Source organism: Crassaminicella thermophila, assembly GCF_008152325.1.
In the GTDB taxonomy this organism is placed as follows: domain Bacteria; phylum Bacillota; class Clostridia; order Peptostreptococcales; family Thermotaleaceae; genus Crassaminicella_A; species Crassaminicella_A thermophila.
Window position 1 is genome coordinate 2,262,203 of record NZ_CP042243.1, and the last position, 17,920, is coordinate 2,280,122.

Genomic DNA, 17,920 nt, shown 5'->3' on the forward strand with positions numbered 1-17,920 from the left:
TTTTAAAAATTTATTTTTCGGATTCCTCTTCCTCAAAGTCAAAACCATTTACTCTAAAAACTTCAGTAAGCAGTTCCCAAAGCTCTTCTTTTCCTTCCCTGCTTTCTGAAGAAACAGGAATGATAATATCTTCACTATTCATATTCAGTTCTTTTCTTATCAAATTTAATTGTTTTTGTCTCTGCCCTCTTTTAATCTTATCTAATTTTGTAGCAATGACAATCCCATTAAATCCAAAGTGTTTTATCCAGCTATACATATGCTTATCCTGCTGAGTAGGAGCATGACGGATATCTACAAGCTGTATAACCTCTATCAAATTTTTCCTATTGTTTAAATACAAATCCATCATTTTACCCCATTGCTCTTTACTTGCCTTAGAAACTTTTGCATAGCCATATCCAGGCAAATCTACAAATCTAAATTGACCATTAATATCATAAAAATTAATCGTTTGAGTTTTACCAGGACTTGAACTTGTTCTAGCAAGCTTTCTTCTATTTACTAAAAGATTAATAAGAGATGATTTTCCTACATTTGATCTTCCAGCTAAAGCAATCTCTGGTAAATCATCTTTTGGATATTGTTCCATTTTTACAGCACTTATTACAATTTCTGCACTTTTAATCTTCATTTGTTTCTTCCTTTCGAACCAATGCATGAGCTAATACTTGTTCCATATTTTCAACTAGCACAAATGTTAATTTTTTCTTTACATTTTCAGGAATTTCTTCTATATCTTTTTCATTATCTATTGGTAGTAAAATTTTACTTATTCCTGCTCTATTTGCTGCTAATACTTTTTCTTTTATTCCTCCTACAGGTAAAACTCTTCCTCTTAATGTTATTTCTCCTGTCATAGCTACATTTTTATCTACTGGAATTTTTGTAAGCTCTGAAATTACTGCTGTTGCCATAGTAATACCTGCAGAAGGTCCATCCTTTGGAATTGCTCCTTCAGGAATATGTATATGCATATCCAATGTTTGATAAAAATCTTCTTGTATATTTAAATCTTGAATCTTGGATCTAATATAACTTATACCTGCTTTTGCAGACTCTTTCATTACATCTCCTAATTGTCCAGTAAGCACAAGCTTTCCATTTCCTTTCATTGTTGTTACTTCAATAGAAAGCGTCTCTCCTCCAACCCTTGTCCATGCAAGACCTGTTGCAATACCAATTTCATGACTTTCTTTTATTTTATCGTATCTGAATCGTTTTCTACCAAGATAATTACTTAAATTTTTGGTATTAATTCTAATAATTTTAATCTTTCTTTCAACAATTTTCTTTGCAGCTTTCCTACATAATGTAGCTAACTGTCTTTCTAAATTTCTAACACCTGATTCTCTTGTATAATAATTTATCACATCACGAATAGTTTGTTCTGATATCTGAAGGTTACTTTTCTTAAGTCCATGTTCCTTTATTTGCTTAGGTAATAGATATCTCTCTGCAATTTTTAACTTCTCTTCTTCTGTGTATCCAGATACTTCTATAACTTCCATTCTATCTAGTAGTGGTCTTGGAATTGTCTCTAAACTGTTTGCTGTCGTTATAAACATAACTTTAGATAAATCAAAAGGAACCTCTAAGTAGTGATCTGTAAATTCTTTGTTTTGCTCTGGATCTAGTACTTCTAATAACGCAGAAGCAGGATCCCCTCTAAAATCATGGCTTAATTTATCAATCTCATCAAATAAAAATACAGGATTTTTAGAACCAGCCTCTTTTATTGCAGACATTATTCTTCCTGGTATAGCCCCTACATAGGTTCTTCTATGACCTCTTATCTCTGCCTCGTCTCTAACTCCTCCTAGAGACATCCTTACAAATTTTCTATTCAACGATTTTGCAATAGATTTTGCTATAGAAGTTTTTCCAACTCCAGGAGGTCCTACTAAACAAAGTATCGGTCCCTTCATATTTTTAGCAAGTTGTCTAATAGCTAAGTATTCTAAAATTCTCTCTTTCACATCTTTTAATCCATAATGCTCTTCATCTAGTATAACCTTTGCTTTTCTTATATCTATTCTATCTTTTGTTTGTTTAGCCCAAGGCAAATCTAAAATCCATTCTACATAATTTCTAATAACACCGCTTTCTGCAGAGTTTGGAGATAATCTAGAAAGTCTATCTAATTCTTTATTAACCTTCTTTTCTACATCTTTAGGAAGCTTGGCTTTTTTCATTTTTTCCTTATATTCATCTACTTCTTCATAAAGGCTTCCTTCTTCTCCTAATTCTTCTTGAATAGCCTTAAGCTGCTCTTTTAAATAGTACTCTTTTTGAACTTTATTAATTTGCTTTTTTACCCTACTAGTAATATCTCTCTCAATTTCTAGTACCTCTATTTCTCTTAAAAGAATTTTATAAAGTACCTCTAAACGCTCTTTTGGATCAAATGCATCTAGTATTTCTTGCTTTTGTTCAATTTTTAATATCATATGAGAAGCAATAACATCAGCAAGTCTACCCGGTTCCTCAATAGTTGTTATATTCATAAATACTTCTGGAGAAATTCGATTACTAACACTTATGTATTCCTCAAAGGCATTTGTAACTGTTCTCATAAATGCCTCAAGTTCCTTGTCAATCTCTATTTCTTCTTCATAAAGTTCTTCCTCTACTTCACACTTAAAAAAAGGATCTTCTTGTAATATTTCTACAATTTTTGCTCTGCTTATTCCTTCTACCAATACTCTTATTGCATCTCCTGGCAGCTTTAACATTTGTTTAATCTTTGCTATGGTACCAACTTCATAAAAATCATCTGGTGTTGGTAAGTCCATTTCCGCTTCTTTTTGTGTTGTTAAAAAAATTAATTGATCATTAACCATAGCCTCTTCTAATGCATTTACTGACTTTTCTCTTCCTACATCAAAATGTAGAACCATATATGGAAAAACTGAAAGACCTCTAAGTGGAATCAAGGGCAATTCATGTTTTTTCACTTTTTTGTCTCCCACTATTATCAACTCCTTGTTATGTACACTAACATAATTATTTTTTGTAATTTAAAGGAATTTATTCTATTTTATATATACAAGCGTTTTTCTTACAATACACTATTATATAGAAAGCATCTCCTTTTTTCAATATAATCTGTCATTGCTTATCTTCTACATGCTTTAAGTATTCCTCTATTTTTTCTGTAACCTTTTTAACACATCCATCGTCAAAAGGTGAATCTAATTTAGCAAGCTTCACAAGCCCTAAAAAAGACTTACTTCCTCCAGCTTGACATAAAGCTAAATAATCCTTCCACGCTCTATCCCAATTTTCTCTAGATTTTATAAAAAACTGAAACGCACAAATTCCAGCTAATGTATAATCAATATAATAAAATGGATTTTTAAAAATATGTCCTTGCTGATGCCAATATCCACCTCTTTCTAAATAATCATTTTCATCATAACTTCTATGAGGTAAGTATTTTTTTTCAATTTCTCTCCATACAGCTTTTCTTTCACTTATCTGCATTTTAGGATTTGCATAAATAACATGTTGAAATTCATCTACTGTTACTCCATAAGGAATAAACAACAAAGACTCTGTCAAATGAGCAAATTTATACTTATCTGCATTTTCTTCAAAAAATAGATGCATCCATGGCCACGTAAAAAACTCCATACTCATAGAATGGATTTCACAAGCATCTAGAGTTGGAAAACTATATTCAGGTATTACATAATTTCTGCTTTCATACATTTGAAAGGCATGTCCTGCTTCATGGGTTAATACATCAATGTCATCACTTGTTCCATTAAAATTTGAAAAAATAAAAGGCATCTTATAACTTGGAATATATGTACAATATCCACCTGGTGATTTCCCCTCTTTGCTTAAAAGGTCCATAAGTTCATTTTGAAGCATATACTCAAAAAATACTTTTGTTTCTTTTGAAAGCTCTTCATACATTTTTTTACCATATTCAATAATACCTTTAACATCTTTTTTAGGTTTTGCATTTCCATCCTTAAAATTTAAAAGCTCATCATAGTAATTCAATTTACTTAGTCCTAATCGTACTCTTTGCTTTTCTCTTAATTTTGTTGCTAAAGGTACAATTTCTTTTTTAACTTGGTTTCTAAAGCTTTCTACATGTTCTACACCATAATCAATTCTAAGCATACGTGCATATCCTAATTGTATAAAATTTTCATATCCTAGCTTTTGTGCTATCGTCGTCCTTACATTAACAAGTCTGTCATAAATATCATCAAATTTTTCTTCATTCTCCTTAAAAAAACTATATTTTGCCTCACTAGCCTTTTTTCTTGTATCTCTATCTATACTCATTTCAAAAGGTCTCATTTGAGGTAAATTTCTATATGCTCCATTAAAATAAATTTTTGCAGAAGATAATAACTTGGTATATTCACTCATTAATTTATTTTCTAATTGTAAATCATCAATAACTTCTGAAGAAAAAGTATTTATTTTTAACTTAGCAATGTTAAAAAGCTGCTCTCCCCACTTTTTCTTTAAATAATCTTTATATTTTGAAACAATTAATGCATTATAATATTTTGAAACTAATCCTTCATAAATAGGTTTATTTTCATCAAAAAAGTTTTGTTCTTCTTCATATATAGGATCTTTCGTATCTATAGAATGTCTTATATAAGCAATTTGTTCCATAGACTCAAAGTGATTTCTTAATTCATTTATCTTTACCAATAATTCGTCTTGCAGTTTATAATCTTGTGCAGAAGTAAACTTACTGAGTAATATGTTAAATTCCTTTTCAATTTCTTTTATATTTGGTCTTTTATATACCCATTGATTAAATTTCATATTTCACCTTCCTATTAACTATTTTTTTATTATTCTCATTAGGAATGAAAAAGTATGCAATAAAAATTGCTGAAACACCCGAAACTAATTTCCCAATAATTACTGGCAAAATCATATCTTTACTAATTCCAGCTGTAAATCCTAAATGACTTCCAAATACAAATGCTCCGCTTACAGCAAAAGCTACATTCAATATTTTCCCTTTATTATCCATATCTTTTAATATGCCAAACATAGGAATACAATGAGCAAGTGAAGAAAGTAATCCAATTACTGCTATATGACTAATTCCAATAAACTCTCCTACCTTCATAATCGGATCTTTAAATGTTTTTTGAATGAAGTATACCATAGGAAAGGCACCTGCCAATACAATTGCAATTGACCCTACAATTTTAATTCCTTCTGATATAGGCGCCATTCCTGGTATTAAAATGATTCCAGTTAAAGTTTCTATAATAATTGCAGCTGTTCCTAATGTAATTAAACCAATAACAAAATTTCCAAACTTAGTAAAAACTTTAATGCTCTTTTCTGGAATCTTCCATAAAGCAATCCCAATCAATCCTGCAACCACTATTATAGGAACTAGATTATGCATAAGCATCCTCCAGCTAAATCCTGCTACTATTCCTCCTACGAAACTTCCAATAGGAACTGCAATAAGCCCTGCTAAAACACCTTTAGCTAAAAATTCATGATCCTCTTTTTCTATGATTCCTAATGCAACAGGAATTGTAAAACAAAAGGTAGGTCCCATAATTGTTCCAAGTATTAATCCAGAAAATAGTCCAATTTCCTTTGTACTCGCTAATGCTAGAGCAAGAGAATATCCTCCCATATCACTTGCTAAAAGAGTTGTTGCAAAAATAGAAGGGTCTGCCCCCAAAAAAGTATAGATAGGTACAATCACAGGTCTTAAAATTCTCGCAATAACAGGTGCTAACGATACTGCTCCAATCATAGAAAGTGCTAATGGTCCCATTGCCATAAAACCATTCTCAAATTTCTCTGCATATCCAAATTTATTCCCTATTATTTTATCTATTGCTCCAACAAGCATAAAAAAAGTCATAAAATATACAATCATTTTTTCTATATTCATTTTTACCCCCCCATAAACCATTCATAATTTCAATACATATATTATAATCCATTCATTCTATTCAAACCAATAGTATTTCTTTTTTTCTCTCAAAATTTATCCTTGTAAGTCTTTTGAAATAGTAGTATCATAAAGTCAAACAAGATATTCTTTAAGCTAGGGGAGTTGGTAAAACCAGCTGAGAGTAAGAATGTTGATTCTTTGACCCTTGACCTGACCTGGATAATGCCAGCGTAGGGAAGCAATGTTTTTATTACTTTTAGAAAACATACTGCACAAATCCTTGCTGGATTTGTGCTTTTTTATTTTGAAACTTAAGAAAGACCAACTATAAAAAGTCAATAGTAAAAAAGAAAAAATTTTAATTAAATTGGTGAATAAAAATGCATGACAAAAAGACCTGCGTGAGGCAAGTATAAGTAAAAATATGGGAAATAATATCAATTACTCGTTATTAGGTAGTCTCACCTCATAAGGACAATTATTTTTTAAAATAGCATGAATTGTGTAGCAAAGTTTACGAGCGACAGCTCCAATAGCCGTTAGGTGATGTTTTCCTTCTGAACGTTTCTTCTGGTAAAAAGCTTTAAAAACAGGGTCACAGTTAGAGGTAACTAAAGCAGCACTAAAGAGAGCCTTTCTAAGATAGGGCGATCCACGTTTACTCATTTTGTTATTTGTACTTTTGATATTCACCAGATTGTGAAACAGAAGCATCAATTCCAGCATAAGCAACAAGCTTTTGAAGGGTTTGAAAAATCTTGAGATATCACCTATTTCGCCAAGTATAGTTGCAGCTGTTACGTTGCCAATACCAGGTATTGTAGTAATAGGAGAATTGATTTTTATCAAGTAAAAGTGTTTATTTGCTTTTTCTATATCTTTTGACCTGACTTTCAATAAAGTTAATCTGCTCAATTAATAGTTTTTAATTGAAGAGCAAAAGCTATCTAAACAAAAAGCTTATACCAAAAAGAATTTTTTTAGCTACACGAGAAAGTTGTTTGATTTTTATTAGTAGCAAATTTTTTTTCATAGTGATTTCAGATAAAAACTTTTGTCTAACTTTTTCAGATGAAATATTTTTCGAAATCACTTGGAGAGCTGAAATGAAGCAAAAATTTCCTTTTGATGTTTGTCCAAAAAATATCAGAAAAAGATAGATTGATATTCAGGAAAAAAACTTGGTCTAAGACACAAATGGTTTTTACGTTTAAGGTCACCTATAGAACTGATGAGATAGTTTCTAAAAGCGAGAAAGGTTGCGAAGTGATATGGTATTTTTCATCGGCTAAGGAAGTTTCCAGAAAAATCACCATAACGAATAAGATCTGCAATTAAAAACAGAATCAATGATATCTGTTTTTACGCTTTCTGATTTCAATACCTTTTACGCCAACCATCAGTTTGGATAGGGTTTACAACATGAATGACAAAACCTTTTTCCACAAGAAATGAGTAAATGGATAACCAATAGTGACCAGTAGCTTCCATACCTATTTCAACATCATTAACAGATCTAATGAAATTGTTTAACTTAGTAATTAAGCTTTCACCACCATTTGTAGTATTTGAAAAGGAAAAAGCCTTAAAAATAATTTTTCCTTTTTCATTTATTAGCGAAGCTACATGATTGTTTTTTCCAATATCAATACCTAAATAAAACATTTCCATCACCACTATAAATTTATTTTAGATAGTTCCTCTAATCTGATAAACGTTACCGCCTTGTTGCATATTCGAAGTACTAAACTTATTAGTCAACATCCAACTTATTCGTAATCTGTTTATCAGACAGAGGTGTCAGTCTTTCAAGTACGAGGTCTTACCTCAAGGAGACTACGACATCACTCTATCTAATATTTTGATTATACTCTTTTTTGTATAATCTTTCAGCTAATAAAGGATTATAGGTTGCCTTTATTAACCTAAATATAGTATACAAGGAGAAATACAATGAAACATTGTTTAACTATTGCAGGATCTGATAGCAGCGGTGGTGCAGGAATCCAAGGGGATCTAAAAACATTTTCAGCTCATGCTACATTTGGTATGAGTGTCATTACAGCTGTTACAGCTCAAAATACCCAAGGAGTCTTTGATGTTGAAGATATGAATCCTTCAATCATCGCTAATCAAATTGAGGCAATTTTTGATGATATTGTTGTTCATGCAATCAAAATTGGCATGGTCTCTAAAATAGAAACTATTGAAGTGATTGCAAAGACACTAAAAAAATATTCATTACCTCCATTGGTTTTAGATCCTGTTATGATTTCAAAAAGTGGATATAATTTATTAAAACCAGAAGCAAAAAAAGCACTTATTGAAAAATTATTTCCTATGGCTACTTTAATTACTCCAAATTTACCAGAAACAGAAGAAATTTTAGGCTATAAAATAAAAAACCTAGAAGTTATGAAGCAAGCAGCAAAAGATTTACATAGTCTTGGTCCAGACTATATATTAGTAAAAGGTGGCCACTTAGCTTATACTGCAACAGATATTTTATATGATGGAAAAAATTTTTATTCATTTAAACAAGAAAGAATCAAAACAACCCATACACATGGAACTGGATGTAGCTTATCATCAGCTATTACTGCTAATTTAGCAAAAGGATTCCCAATGACCAAAGCTGTAAAAGCAGCAAAAGAATATATTACAACTGCAATATTGCATGGATTCCCTATTGGAAAAGGAGTAGGCCCAACCCATCATTTCTATGAACTTTATAAAAAGGCAGGTATACAATATGAATAATAAAATCGATAAGGCCATTTATTTAGTTACAGATGATTCCAAAATGGATTTTGATACCCTTTATGAAAAGGTTATATTAGCCTTAAAGGGTGGCATAAATATCTTACAATTAAGAGAAAAAAAATCTTCTTCTAAAGTTTTTTATGAACACGCATTAAAGATGAAAACATTATGTAAAAAATATAATGTTCCCCTTATCATAAATGATCGTTTAGACATTGCTCAAGCTGTTGATGCCGATGGTGTTCATTTAGGTCAAAACGATTTACCTTTAACTATTGCGCGAAAAATTTTAGGTCCAAAAAAAATAATTGGTATTTCTGCAAGAACTGTTGAAGATGCGTTAAATGCCCAAAATAATGGTGCTACATATCTCGGTGTGGGAGCAGTATTTCCTACAAATACAAAAGAAGATGCAAAAGTCATTTCAGAAAAAGAATTTAATACTATTCGATCTTTTGTATCTATTCCTATTATAGGTATTGGTGGTATTACTTTAGATAATGCTTCTGAGATTATAAACCGTGGCGTAGACGGAATTGCTGTAGTTTCTGCAATATTAGATCAAAAAAATCCAAAAGAAGCTACTAAAAGCTTAAAGCATTTATTTGATATTGTTTAAATAATGAAAGCCCCTAGTATCCTAAAATATTAGGGGCTTTTATAAATCTAGTTATTTACATTTAATACTTTTAAAGATGCTTTCTTAATATTAGGAATTCCAAGTGCAATTGCAATTAATGCACATATACCCATAAGATATGGATAATATAGGAATTTCATAATTTCAAATGATGAAATTCCTGCTACGCTAGCTGCCACTAGAAGCTGTGCACCATAAGGGATAACGCCTTGACAAAAACATGAGAAAGTATCTAATAAACTAGCAGCTCTTCTAGGATCTATTTCATATTTATCACCTATATCCTTTGCAATTGGTCCTGCCATAACAATGGCAATTGTATTATTAGCAGTACAAATATCAACTAAGCCTACTAATATAGCTATACCTAGTTCTGCACCTTTTTTACTTCGAATATTGCTTGTAATAAAGTCTAGTATAAAATCAATTCCTCCATTATATTTTATTACTTCAACCATTCCACCAATTAATAAAGATATAATTATTATTTCAGACATACCCATTATTCCTTTTCCGATAGCCTGTACAAATCCCCATATATCAAAAGCATTCGTAAATATACCTACAATTCCTGCAAATAAAGTCCCTCCAACTAAAACAATCATAACATTTATTCCTATTAACGCAGCAATTAAAACTACCAAGTACGTAAATACCTTTATTATACTATAATCATAGCTACCCTCTAATGCTAGAGTATTCCCTATATTCATAGATGTAAATATAATTGCTGTAATAATTGCTGCTGGCACTACTATAATAAAATTCATTTTAAATTTATCTCTCATTTCACAACCTTGTGTTCTAGATGCAGCTATTGTTGTATCTGAAATCATTGATAAGTTATCCCCAAACATGGCACCACTTACTACTGCTCCTAATGCAAGCCCCATAGGAATTCCTGTTTTTTCAGCTATCCCTACTGCCATAGGAGCTAAAGCTACAATAGTTCCTACAGATGTTCCTATAGATAATGAAATAAAACATCCTATAATAAATACTCCTGCAATTAATATGTTTCCTGGCAAAATACTAAGACCTAAATTTACAGTTGCATCTACAGCTCCCATATCTCTTGCTACTTGTGCAAAACCTCCTGCTAAAATAAAAATAATACACATAAGAATAATGTTACTATTTCCTGCTCCCTTACAAAACACCTCAACCTTTTTATTTATACTAACCTTTTTATTCATTGCTACTGCAACAATAGTTGCTGCTAAAAAAGCTACACTCACAGGCATTTTATAAAAATCACCTATGACAATTGATGTTACAAGATACATTACTAAAAAAACTGCTAGAGGCAACAATGCCCATGGGTTTCCTTTTTGATTGTTTTTTTTCATTTACATTTCCTCCTATAAAAAATTTTGCAAAATAAAAAACTCCTTGCAGATAAGCAAGAAGTAATATTCTATTCTTATCTGCCAGGTTGTACCTGCTGGAATTGGCACCACAAAACAAATGTTTTAGGTTGCCGGGCTTCATAGGGCCAGTCCCTCCACCTCTCTTGATAAGAAGTACTATTTAATTTTACGCACTATTGTAGTATAGTAAATTTTATATTCAAAGTCAATATAAAAATTTTTTCAATATTTACCATACATATAACATTATTTTGACATTTCAATAGATTTTTTTGTGCAACTTCTCATAGCTGAAATTACTGCTGTTCTAAGTCCTTTTTCTTCAAGGGTTGCTACAGCTTCAATGGTTGTTCCTCCTGGAGAGCAAACCATATCTTTTAATACCCCTGGATGCATTCCTGTTTCTAATACCATTTTTGCTGCACCAAGTACCGCTTGTGCAGCCATTTTATATGCTTTATTTCTTGGCATACCATCTAAAACTGCCGCATCTCCCATTGCTTCAATAAACATATATACATAAGCTGGAGATGAGCCGCTTACAGAGGTTACAACGTCCATTAATTTTTCATTTACAATTTCAGTTTTACCAAAACTCTCAAATATGTTAATAATTTCATCTAATTCTTCTTTTGTTACAGCTTCATTTGCACATACTGCAGACATTCCTTCTCCTACAAGAGCTGGTGTATTTGGCATAACTCTTACAACCTTTACTTTTCTTTTAAACATTTTCTCTGTTCCTTCTATGGACTTTCCTGCAGCAATGGTTACAACTATTACATCTTTCTTTACTTCATCTTTTATTTGCTTAATCACAACTGGATATAAGTTAGGCTTTACAGATAATATTAATATATCAGCAATTTTTGCCACTTCATTATTATCTGTAGTAGTTTTTATACCATATTTTTCAGCAGCTTTTTCTAAACTTTTTTCATTTACATCCCCTACCAAGATATTTTCAGAAGAAAAAATATTTGCTTGAATAATTCCTCCAATCATAGCTTGTCCCATATTTCCACATCCTATGAACCCAATTGTTTTACTCATACTTTTAGCCTCCTATTTTAAAAATCAAATCTTTTATTTTAATTATTTTTTATTATATCATCATAATCATAAAATTACTTTTCTAATAGCACGCAAAAAAATAAAAGATCACCTAAGTAGTGATCTTTCTATTATATTAACTAGCTGGACGCTCTCCAAATTCTGTATTTAAATAAGGTTTTGCCTCATCTCTTGATATTGATAGTTTTACATAATCAGTAGACATATCATCTTCCAAATAATAAAATACTAATGCATCATCTGTAAAGTATACCCCCATCCAATCTCCAAAGCCTGTAAATTCATGTTTCATAGTTTTATTGTCTTTTGCAGCTTCCTTTAATAATTCATTGATTGCATTTTTTGCACTTTCATCTGGTTTAATCAAATTCTTTGCAAAGATTTTATTGCTTGTTTTTAAGTCAAAGTTGATTGCATATAATATTTTATATTCTCCGCCCTCATGTTTTTGAGTTCCTTTAAACACTATACTTAAAATATCCTCTCCTTTGTATGTTACTTCATAATCAATAACCAATTTAGATTTTAGTTCTGTGGCCTCTTTTATATGATTTTTCAAAGCATTTTCTAAGTCTTGATTAATATAATCCATAATAAGCTCACCAGCCATATTTTCTATTTGAGGATAATACACTTCTACATAATCATTCTTTATAGATTTTTTTACAATATCATAGCTTGCTTCACTTTTTTTCTCAGAAACATCAACAGCTGTTTCTGTAGAGGTTTTATTATTTTCAACTTCTTTTGTGCATCCTACACTTAACACTAATCCTGTAGCTATTATTGTACACAATAATATTTTTTTGTATTTCAATTTTATTCCTCCTTATTCTTTACTGCCTAGTGTATTATAGCATAATACTTTTTAAAAATAGTTACAATATGGTTACAAGATCATCCTAGTATTGTCAAAGATTATACTATAGACAAAGCTAATATCTGTGATAAAATGTAAATAATAATTCAACAAACTTAATCCCTTTCTAATAGTAAGGAGTGGAATAAAAGTGAAGCAATATAGTATATTTGATATCGTTGGCCCCATAATGATAGGTCCATCAAGTTCGCACACCGCAGGAGCTGCAAGATTAGCAAAAACAGCACGCATTATTTCTGGAGGCAACATTAAAAATGTTACATTCCTACTTCACGGTTCATTTGCAAAAACTTATAAAGGACATGGTACTGATCGCGCTTTAGTAGCTGGTATATTAAAAATGAATCCCTGGGATGAACGACTGAAAGATTCATTCACATGGGCTGAAAAAAAAGGAATTGAATTTGAATTTATAGAAACAGATTTAGGAAATGTTCATCCAAATACAGTAAAGTTTGTAATTACAAAAAAAGACGGTAGTATATCAGAAATTACTGGTTCATCTGTAGGTGGAGGAAATATTTTAATATTTGATATTGATGGGACACAAGTAGAATTTACAGGAGATAATCCAACAATTATTACAAAACACAGAGATGTTCCTGGTGTTATTTGGCATATAAGCAAAGTACTATTTGAAAAAAATATAAATATAGGAAATATGAAAGTATTTCAAAAGAAAAAAGGATTAGAAGCAACTATGGTTATCGAAACCGATGCTATTGTATCTGAAGAAATCATAAAAAAAATCAAAGACCTATCAGCTATTGAATATATTAAAATCCTAAACCCTATGATGGAAGGAGAATAAAATTATGTTTGTAAACTCCGGCAAAGAGTTAATTGAAATTTGTCAGAAAAATAAATGTACAATCTGGGAATATACTTTAGAATCTGAAACAAAAGAAAGTAACTTAAGCATAGAAGAAATATTTGAAAAAATGAGAAATTCCTTAAAAGTTATGATAAACGCAGCAGAAGATGGCCTTAACCATAAAATCCAATCAGTAAGTGGTTTAATTGGAGGGGATGCCTTTAAACTAAATGCATATGCAGAAGAAAAAGAAACGTTAACAGGAAAATTCATGGTAAAAGCCATGGCTAGAGCGCTTTCTTGTTCAGAAGTAAATGCAGCAATGGGAAAAATCGTTGCTTCTCCAACAGCTGGATCATGTGGTATTTTACCTGCAGTTATTATATCTGCTGGTGAAAGATTGAATAAATCTGAAGATGATTTGGTAAAAGCTTTATTAACTGCATCTGGTGTTGGAATTATTATCGCTAAAAATGCTACAATCTCTGGTGCTGAAGGAGGATGTCAAGCAGAGTGCGGTTCTGCTGCTGCAATGGCTTCAGCTGCAATCGTAGAAATGATGGGCGGAACAGTAGAACAAGCATTGCATGCTGCTGCTATAGTTATTAAAAACATTCTTGGTTTAGTTTGCGACCCGGTAGCAGGACTTGTAGAAATCCCATGTGCCAAAAGAAATGCATCTGGAACAGTACTTGCCCTTACTACAGCTGACATGGTTATGAGTGGAATCATAAGCTACATACCTTTTGATGATGTTGTTTCAGCTATGTATGAAGTCGGTAAAAGTCTTCCTTGCTCCCTAAGAGAAACAGCATTAGGTGGACTTGCTGTTACCCCAACAGGACTTTTATTGAAAAAACAAGTTTTTGGAGAATAAGTATTAAAAATGAAACCCCAATACCCATAATAACTAATAAATATTCTTGCATAACTATATACTCCTTTAAAATTAGCAATAAATATAATCAATTTTGCTTAGTTCTTGATTTTATAGATTCTATTATGATTGTAATGATTGTAATAAATACACAGATTATTGCAGTAGCTGGAATATACATCAAAAATTGAACTATGCTAATATGAAAACTACCTGTACTGGGTGCATCTGTTGACATACTTCCTATAAAGATTATAGGATACCATAACAAACCATCTAATACTAGAAAAAGTATAGATTTCTTAAAATCTTTATATAGAAGTTTCATATTAGATGTGTATTCTCCTGAAGCTAGATGTAAAATTATTTTAGGTAATAATATTGCAGGATATAAATAAGGTAAGATTATTACTAATGCTACTATTGGCATTATAATTTCAATAAGATGCATAGAATCATTCCACCTTTGTATTAAAGTTTGTTCTATTATACTATGTATATGAAATTTTGTCTAATAATAACTTTATATCCATGTATTTACAATTACAACAAACATCCAACTAATTCTTCATTATCCACTAATTATAAAAATCAATCTATAATTTATCTGTATTATATATGGATATACTTCCATGTTTACTTTTTCAAAATTACATATTTACCATAAATTCTTCTCTTTATTTTTTTAATAATAGTATGTAGATTAGAAAACTTATAAATCCAGCTATGGTCATCACTGCAACCATATTTTCATTTGCTATAACTTGTTAGGATAAATAATTCTTTTTAATTTTTAAATTTATTTATTAACATTTTTTTCATGTATATATTTATGTAGTATATAATAAAAGTAAATATTACCGAAAATATTACAAACATAATAAATTTATATGAATAATTTCTATTAGAGTTTTGTATAAATGATATTGATGATACAATGCAAGCTTGTATATGCCCCACTATTAATATTATTTTTCGACTACTTATATCATCACTTAAAACATTCTTGTTTCTTTTTAACTTTACTTCATAATAACTTAATAATACCAAGTACATACTTAGAATAATATAAAAAATCATATTAATTTTCGAATAATAATTACTCATATAAATCCCTAAAATCACTATCATTACAATATTTATAGTAATTGCTATTTTTATGTTATATTTTTTATCCTTGGATTTCATTGTTTTGACCTCCTCTTTTTAAATACAGATAAATTATAGCTTGTAGCTTGCAGGGACAGTTCATCTTCAACATGGTTCTTTCTAATGTTAATTGAAATTCGTATCAAATTTATTTAGCTTTCTAGAAATATACTAGCTTTGTCTATGATAATATTACATTTTTCAACTATCTATGGAAAGAACCACTTTTAGATTAACATAAATTCTATACTTTATAAATTCATCTATCAACTTTTTATATTTTTCTTTATCATAAACTATTTTTAGCCCTAGTAAGTGTAAATAAGTATTATTTCCTCTATATTATTTTCTCTATGATAGATATCTCCATTGCAATGAATTCTATGTTTTCTTATCATGAAAACACCTCTTTTTTTCTTTTATTCTTCCAAAGGTTATTCACTTATTCAAACCTGATCCCTATAATTCACCTTGATATAGTATTATATTAAATAATTAGGTATTCATAGAATATGAATACCTAATTATTTAGTAATTTTTATTTTCTTTTTCTTAGAACAAATGAGATAATGAATGTTAAATTCATAATTACTATACCAATTATATTTTTAAAAAAATCATAGTTCGAATGTTTTATAGATATAATTGAGAATACTATTATGGACAATAGTGATATTATCCATAATAGTAAAGCAATTTTTTCTTTTGTTTCTAAATTAGTTATAAATCTTTTTATATATTTCATTAATATTTTACTCCGCATCAAATGCATCAATGATATCAGCTGTTCCACTAGCTATTGCTGCAACACCGGCAGCTGTTGATATAGGGTCTGGAACCATTGTTCCAGCAATACCTGCAATTACTTTAGCTCCCCCTATTATAAGATCTCCCCATGAATGCACCTTTCCGCCATTCACATTCATTAATTCTTGTATTTCTAAATTTTTCATAATATCATATCCTTTCTACAATATATTTTAGAATTAAGATGTTGCATCAATTATATGTGAAACACCATCAGCTACCATTGCACCAGCAGCAACAACACCAGCAGCTACTCCTACTGGACCACCTACAACTGCACCTGCTGCAACTACAATAGGAGCTGCTGCAATCTCAAGAGTCCCAGCTAAAGCATCAACAAAATTATTTCCACCATTAACTTCCATTATTTCATTCATATTCATTTCTTTCATCATTTTAATTTCCTCCCTTTAATCTCATATTCCCTTTTCTCCCGTAAAAAGGTTCTGTACTTTTCTTCTACCTCGGGACAGATATCAGAAAAATACTATATATTAAATCAAGATTTATCTTGATTTAATGGCTACACTCTTAGGTCAATCTTTTCAAGTAAATAATAAAGTATCTTCTTTGTCTTTGTTATAATCCTAGCTTCACAGACCATTCCTACCTTTATCTTCTTTTTCTCATCATTGTATCCAACAAGCTCTATATCCGCCTCCACTAGATAAAAGCTTTTATTATCCTTACTTGGCTTTACATCCTCTGCTATTTTAGTAATCTTACCTGTTAGCTCACCATATTCCTTATAAGGTAATGCCATAAAGTTGTATTTAACCTTATCCCCTATCTTTATAATCTATAGTATATAAAATTTCTCCCTTTTTAACTTTCTTCCCCTCTTCTATATAAACTTCTTTTACTTTTCCATTAATCATATTATTTATGGTACTTATCCTTTTGTTTGGCCTTACTACTCCTTGAGCTTTTACTACCACATCTATTTCCCCAAAATAAGACCATATAAGACCTATGAGCAAAATACTTATTAATATGTATATGAATATAATTGTAAATGGATGGGGTTTGCTTTCTAGTAATTCCCTACTATCAGTCATTTCTCTTATATCCTGTATCACATACTTCATGCCGTATATTCTCCTTGTATACTTACTAATTCATTATTAGGAAGCTGTTCTTTCCATAAATCATAATACTTTCCTTTTTGCTTAATAAGGTCATTTAGTATTTCATCTATCAAAACCTTAAAATAAAAAGCTCCTAATATACCTAAACAATGTATATATTATAGATGCAAGAATATGTTTAATATTAATCCTCTTTGAAGTTTTAAAAGTCCCACAAACCGATTAAACAAACCGATAGTTTCATCTCCAGTTTTAAATTCTACTGTAGGTACCATTAAAACTAATACGCCAGTCCAGATTTTAAAAAAGAAATGCAAAAAAACTTATACATAATGACATAATTTTATATTTCATTCTAATCATCTCCTGTATATTTAAATTTATCTATATGAAGTCGGTAAAAGTCTTCCTTGCTCCCTAAGAGAAACAGCATTAGGTGGACTTGCTGTTACCCCAACAGGACTTTTATTGAAAAAACAAGTTTTTGGAGAATAGATTTTAAGAATACAATTAGAAGAGGAATCCTTTATAAAAAAGAATTCCTCTT

At 30.4% G+C, this 17,920-nt stretch carries 19 protein-coding genes, 1 pseudogene and 2 riboswitches; of the genes and pseudogenes, 5 read left to right on the forward strand and 15 right to left on the reverse strand.

What is annotated here, in order from left to right; genetic code table 11:
- Positions 1–10: 10 nt before the first annotated feature.
- The 6 genes from yihA to FQB35_RS16275 all read right to left on the reverse strand — a co-directional run bounded on the left by yihA (position 11) and on the right by FQB35_RS16275 (position 7,576).
- Complete coding sequence (yihA, locus tag FQB35_RS11465; protein WP_148810029.1) at positions 11–634, reverse strand: ribosome biogenesis GTP-binding protein YihA/YsxC; 624 nt, start codon at positions 632–634, stop codon at positions 11–13.
- Positions 624–2,957, reverse strand: a complete 2,334-nt coding sequence (gene lon / locus FQB35_RS11470) for an endopeptidase La (RefSeq protein WP_269902687.1) — start codon at positions 2,955–2,957, stop codon at positions 624–626. The genes yihA and lon overlap by 11 nt, the downstream gene beginning before the upstream one ends.
- A 154-nt stretch (positions 2,958–3,111) precedes the next feature.
- Positions 3,112–4,803, reverse strand: coding sequence for a M3 family oligoendopeptidase (locus FQB35_RS11475; RefSeq protein WP_148810031.1), 1,692 nt, complete (start codon positions 4,801–4,803; stop codon positions 3,112–3,114).
- Positions 4,793–5,908, reverse strand: a complete 1,116-nt coding sequence (gene eutH / locus FQB35_RS11480) for an ethanolamine utilization protein EutH (RefSeq protein ID WP_148810032.1) — start codon at positions 5,906–5,908, stop codon at positions 4,793–4,795. The genes FQB35_RS11475 and eutH overlap by 11 nt, the downstream gene beginning before the upstream one ends.
- 148 nt (positions 5,909–6,056) lie before the next feature.
- Positions 6,057–6,165, forward strand: a riboswitch (TPP riboswitch).
- Between the two features lie 187 nt (positions 6,166–6,352).
- A complete protein-coding gene (locus tag FQB35_RS16270; protein WP_231701785.1) occupies positions 6,353–6,808 on the reverse strand; it encodes a transposase in 456 nt (151 codons plus the stop codon).
- 480 nt (positions 6,809–7,288) lie between these two features.
- A complete protein-coding gene (locus FQB35_RS16275) occupies positions 7,289–7,576 on the reverse strand; it encodes an IS110 family transposase (protein ID WP_231701786.1) in 288 nt (95 codons plus the stop codon).
- A 288-nt stretch (positions 7,577–7,864) separates the two neighbouring features.
- Here FQB35_RS16275 and thiD point away from each other — a divergent pair, with 288 nt between their 5' ends.
- Both thiD and thiE read left to right on the forward strand, forming a co-directional pair.
- The gene (thiD, locus tag FQB35_RS11490) at positions 7,865–8,671 is read left to right on the forward strand and encodes a bifunctional hydroxymethylpyrimidine kinase/phosphomethylpyrimidine kinase (protein WP_148810033.1); all 807 of its coding nucleotides are present in this window, start codon (positions 7,865–7,867) and stop codon (positions 8,669–8,671) included.
- On the forward strand, positions 8,664–9,293 hold the full coding sequence (gene thiE, locus FQB35_RS11495; protein ID WP_148810034.1) for a thiamine phosphate synthase: 630 nt from the start codon (positions 8,664–8,666) through the stop codon (positions 9,291–9,293). The genes thiD and thiE overlap by 8 nt, the downstream gene beginning before the upstream one ends.
- A 47-nt stretch (positions 9,294–9,340) precedes the next feature.
- On the opposite strand, the gene FQB35_RS11500 is transcribed toward thiE, so the two are convergent.
- From FQB35_RS11500 to FQB35_RS11510, 3 genes are all read right to left on the reverse strand, one after another.
- The gene (locus FQB35_RS11500) at positions 9,341–10,663 is read right to left on the reverse strand and encodes a Na+/H+ antiporter NhaC family protein (RefSeq protein ID WP_148810035.1); all 1,323 of its coding nucleotides are present in this window, start codon (positions 10,661–10,663) and stop codon (positions 9,341–9,343) included.
- Positions 10,664–10,734: 71 nt separating this feature from the next.
- A riboswitch (SAM riboswitch) is annotated at positions 10,735–10,837 on the reverse strand.
- A 93-nt stretch (positions 10,838–10,930) separates the two neighbouring features.
- Positions 10,931–11,737 (reverse strand): pyrroline-5-carboxylate reductase, encoded by an 807-nt coding sequence (gene proC, locus FQB35_RS11505; protein ID WP_148810036.1) that lies wholly within the window; start codon positions 11,735–11,737, stop codon positions 10,931–10,933.
- A gap of 136 nt (positions 11,738–11,873) precedes the next feature.
- Positions 11,874–12,575 carry a DUF4163 domain-containing protein gene (locus FQB35_RS11510; protein WP_148810037.1) on the reverse strand — a complete coding sequence of 234 codons (702 nt, stop codon included), beginning with the start codon at positions 12,573–12,575 and terminating at the stop codon, positions 11,874–11,876.
- A 193-nt stretch (positions 12,576–12,768) separates the two neighbouring features.
- Here FQB35_RS11510 and sdaAB point away from each other — a divergent pair, with 193 nt between their 5' ends.
- A complete protein-coding gene (gene sdaAB, locus FQB35_RS11515) occupies positions 12,769–13,449 on the forward strand; it encodes an L-serine ammonia-lyase, iron-sulfur-dependent subunit beta (protein WP_148810038.1) in 681 nt (226 codons plus the stop codon).
- A gap of 4 nt (positions 13,450–13,453) precedes the next feature.
- Complete coding sequence (sdaAA, locus tag FQB35_RS11520) at positions 13,454–14,329, forward strand: L-serine ammonia-lyase, iron-sulfur-dependent, subunit alpha (RefSeq protein ID WP_148810039.1); 876 nt, start codon at positions 13,454–13,456, stop codon at positions 14,327–14,329.
- A gap of 88 nt (positions 14,330–14,417) precedes the next feature.
- On the opposite strand, the gene FQB35_RS11525 is transcribed toward sdaAA, so the two are convergent.
- From FQB35_RS11525 to FQB35_RS11550, 6 genes are all read right to left on the reverse strand, one after another.
- Positions 14,418–14,780 carry a hypothetical protein gene (locus tag FQB35_RS11525; protein ID WP_148810040.1) on the reverse strand — a complete coding sequence of 121 codons (363 nt, stop codon included), beginning with the start codon at positions 14,778–14,780 and terminating at the stop codon, positions 14,418–14,420.
- A gap of 335 nt (positions 14,781–15,115) precedes the next feature.
- Positions 15,116–15,517 carry a hypothetical protein gene (locus FQB35_RS11530; protein WP_148810041.1) on the reverse strand — a complete coding sequence of 134 codons (402 nt, stop codon included), beginning with the start codon at positions 15,515–15,517 and terminating at the stop codon, positions 15,116–15,118.
- 713 nt (positions 15,518–16,230) lie between these two features.
- Positions 16,231–16,431, reverse strand: a complete 201-nt coding sequence (locus FQB35_RS11535; protein WP_148810042.1) for a hypothetical protein — start codon at positions 16,429–16,431, stop codon at positions 16,231–16,233.
- A gap of 33 nt (positions 16,432–16,464) precedes the next feature.
- Positions 16,465–16,680 carry a hypothetical protein gene (locus FQB35_RS16050; RefSeq protein ID WP_207707298.1) on the reverse strand — a complete coding sequence of 72 codons (216 nt, stop codon included), beginning with the start codon at positions 16,678–16,680 and terminating at the stop codon, positions 16,465–16,467.
- A gap of 128 nt (positions 16,681–16,808) precedes the next feature.
- Positions 16,809–17,048: a hypothetical protein gene (locus FQB35_RS11545; RefSeq protein ID WP_148810043.1), complete on the reverse strand. Its 240-nt coding sequence runs from the start codon at positions 17,046–17,048 to the stop codon at positions 16,809–16,811.
- Between the two features lie 16 nt (positions 17,049–17,064).
- Entirely contained in the window at positions 17,065–17,373 is a 309-nt protein-coding gene (locus FQB35_RS11550) for a biotin/lipoyl-binding protein (protein ID WP_148810044.1), read from the reverse strand.
- Positions 17,374–17,757: 384 nt separating this feature from the next.
- Between FQB35_RS11550 and FQB35_RS16285 the strand changes: the two are divergent.
- Positions 17,758–17,868 (forward strand): annotated as a pseudogene (locus FQB35_RS16285) (L-serine ammonia-lyase, iron-sulfur-dependent, subunit alpha); the annotation flags it as partial.
- Positions 17,869–17,920 lie beyond the last annotated feature (52 nt).

Bases quoted from the DNA above. Each gene is read 5' to 3' on its own strand.
- yihA (WP_148810029.1), bottom strand. From the start codon at position 634: ATGAAGATTAAAAGTGCAGAAATTGTAATAAGTGCTGTAAAAATGGAA.
- FQB35_RS11475 (WP_148810031.1), bottom strand. From the start codon at position 4,803: ATGAAATTTAATCAATGGGTATATAAAAGACCAAATATAAAAGAAATT.
- eutH (WP_148810032.1), bottom strand. From the start codon at position 5,908: ATGAATATAGAAAAAATGATTGTATATTTTATGACTTTTTTTATGCTT.
- FQB35_RS16275 (WP_231701786.1), bottom strand. From the start codon at position 7,576: ATGTTTTATTTAGGTATTGATATTGGAAAAAACAATCATGTAGCTTCG.
- thiD (WP_148810033.1), top strand. From the start codon at position 7,865: ATGAAACATTGTTTAACTATTGCAGGATCTGATAGCAGCGGTGGTGCA.
- thiE (WP_148810034.1), top strand. From the start codon at position 8,664: ATGAATAATAAAATCGATAAGGCCATTTATTTAGTTACAGATGATTCC.
- FQB35_RS11500 (WP_148810035.1), bottom strand. From the start codon at position 10,663: ATGAAAAAAAACAATCAAAAAGGAAACCCATGGGCATTGTTGCCTCTA.
- proC (WP_148810036.1), bottom strand. From the start codon at position 11,737: ATGAGTAAAACAATTGGGTTCATAGGATGTGGAAATATGGGACAAGCT.
- sdaAA (WP_148810039.1), top strand. From the start codon at position 13,454: ATGTTTGTAAACTCCGGCAAAGAGTTAATTGAAATTTGTCAGAAAAAT.
- FQB35_RS11525 (WP_148810040.1), bottom strand. From the start codon at position 14,780: ATGCATCTTATTGAAATTATAATGCCAATAGTAGCATTAGTAATAATC.
- FQB35_RS11530 (WP_148810041.1), bottom strand. From the start codon at position 15,517: ATGAAATCCAAGGATAAAAAATATAACATAAAAATAGCAATTACTATA.
- FQB35_RS11535 (WP_148810042.1), bottom strand. From the start codon at position 16,431: ATGAAAAATTTAGAAATACAAGAATTAATGAATGTGAATGGCGGAAAG.
- FQB35_RS16050 (WP_207707298.1), bottom strand. From the start codon at position 16,680: ATGATGAAAGAAATGAATATGAATGAAATAATGGAAGTTAATGGTGGA.
- FQB35_RS11545 (WP_148810043.1), bottom strand. From the start codon at position 17,048: ATGGCATTACCTTATAAGGAATATGGTGAGCTAACAGGTAAGATTACT.
- FQB35_RS11550 (WP_148810044.1), bottom strand. From the start codon at position 17,373: ATGAAGTATGTGATACAGGATATAAGAGAAATGACTGATAGTAGGGAA.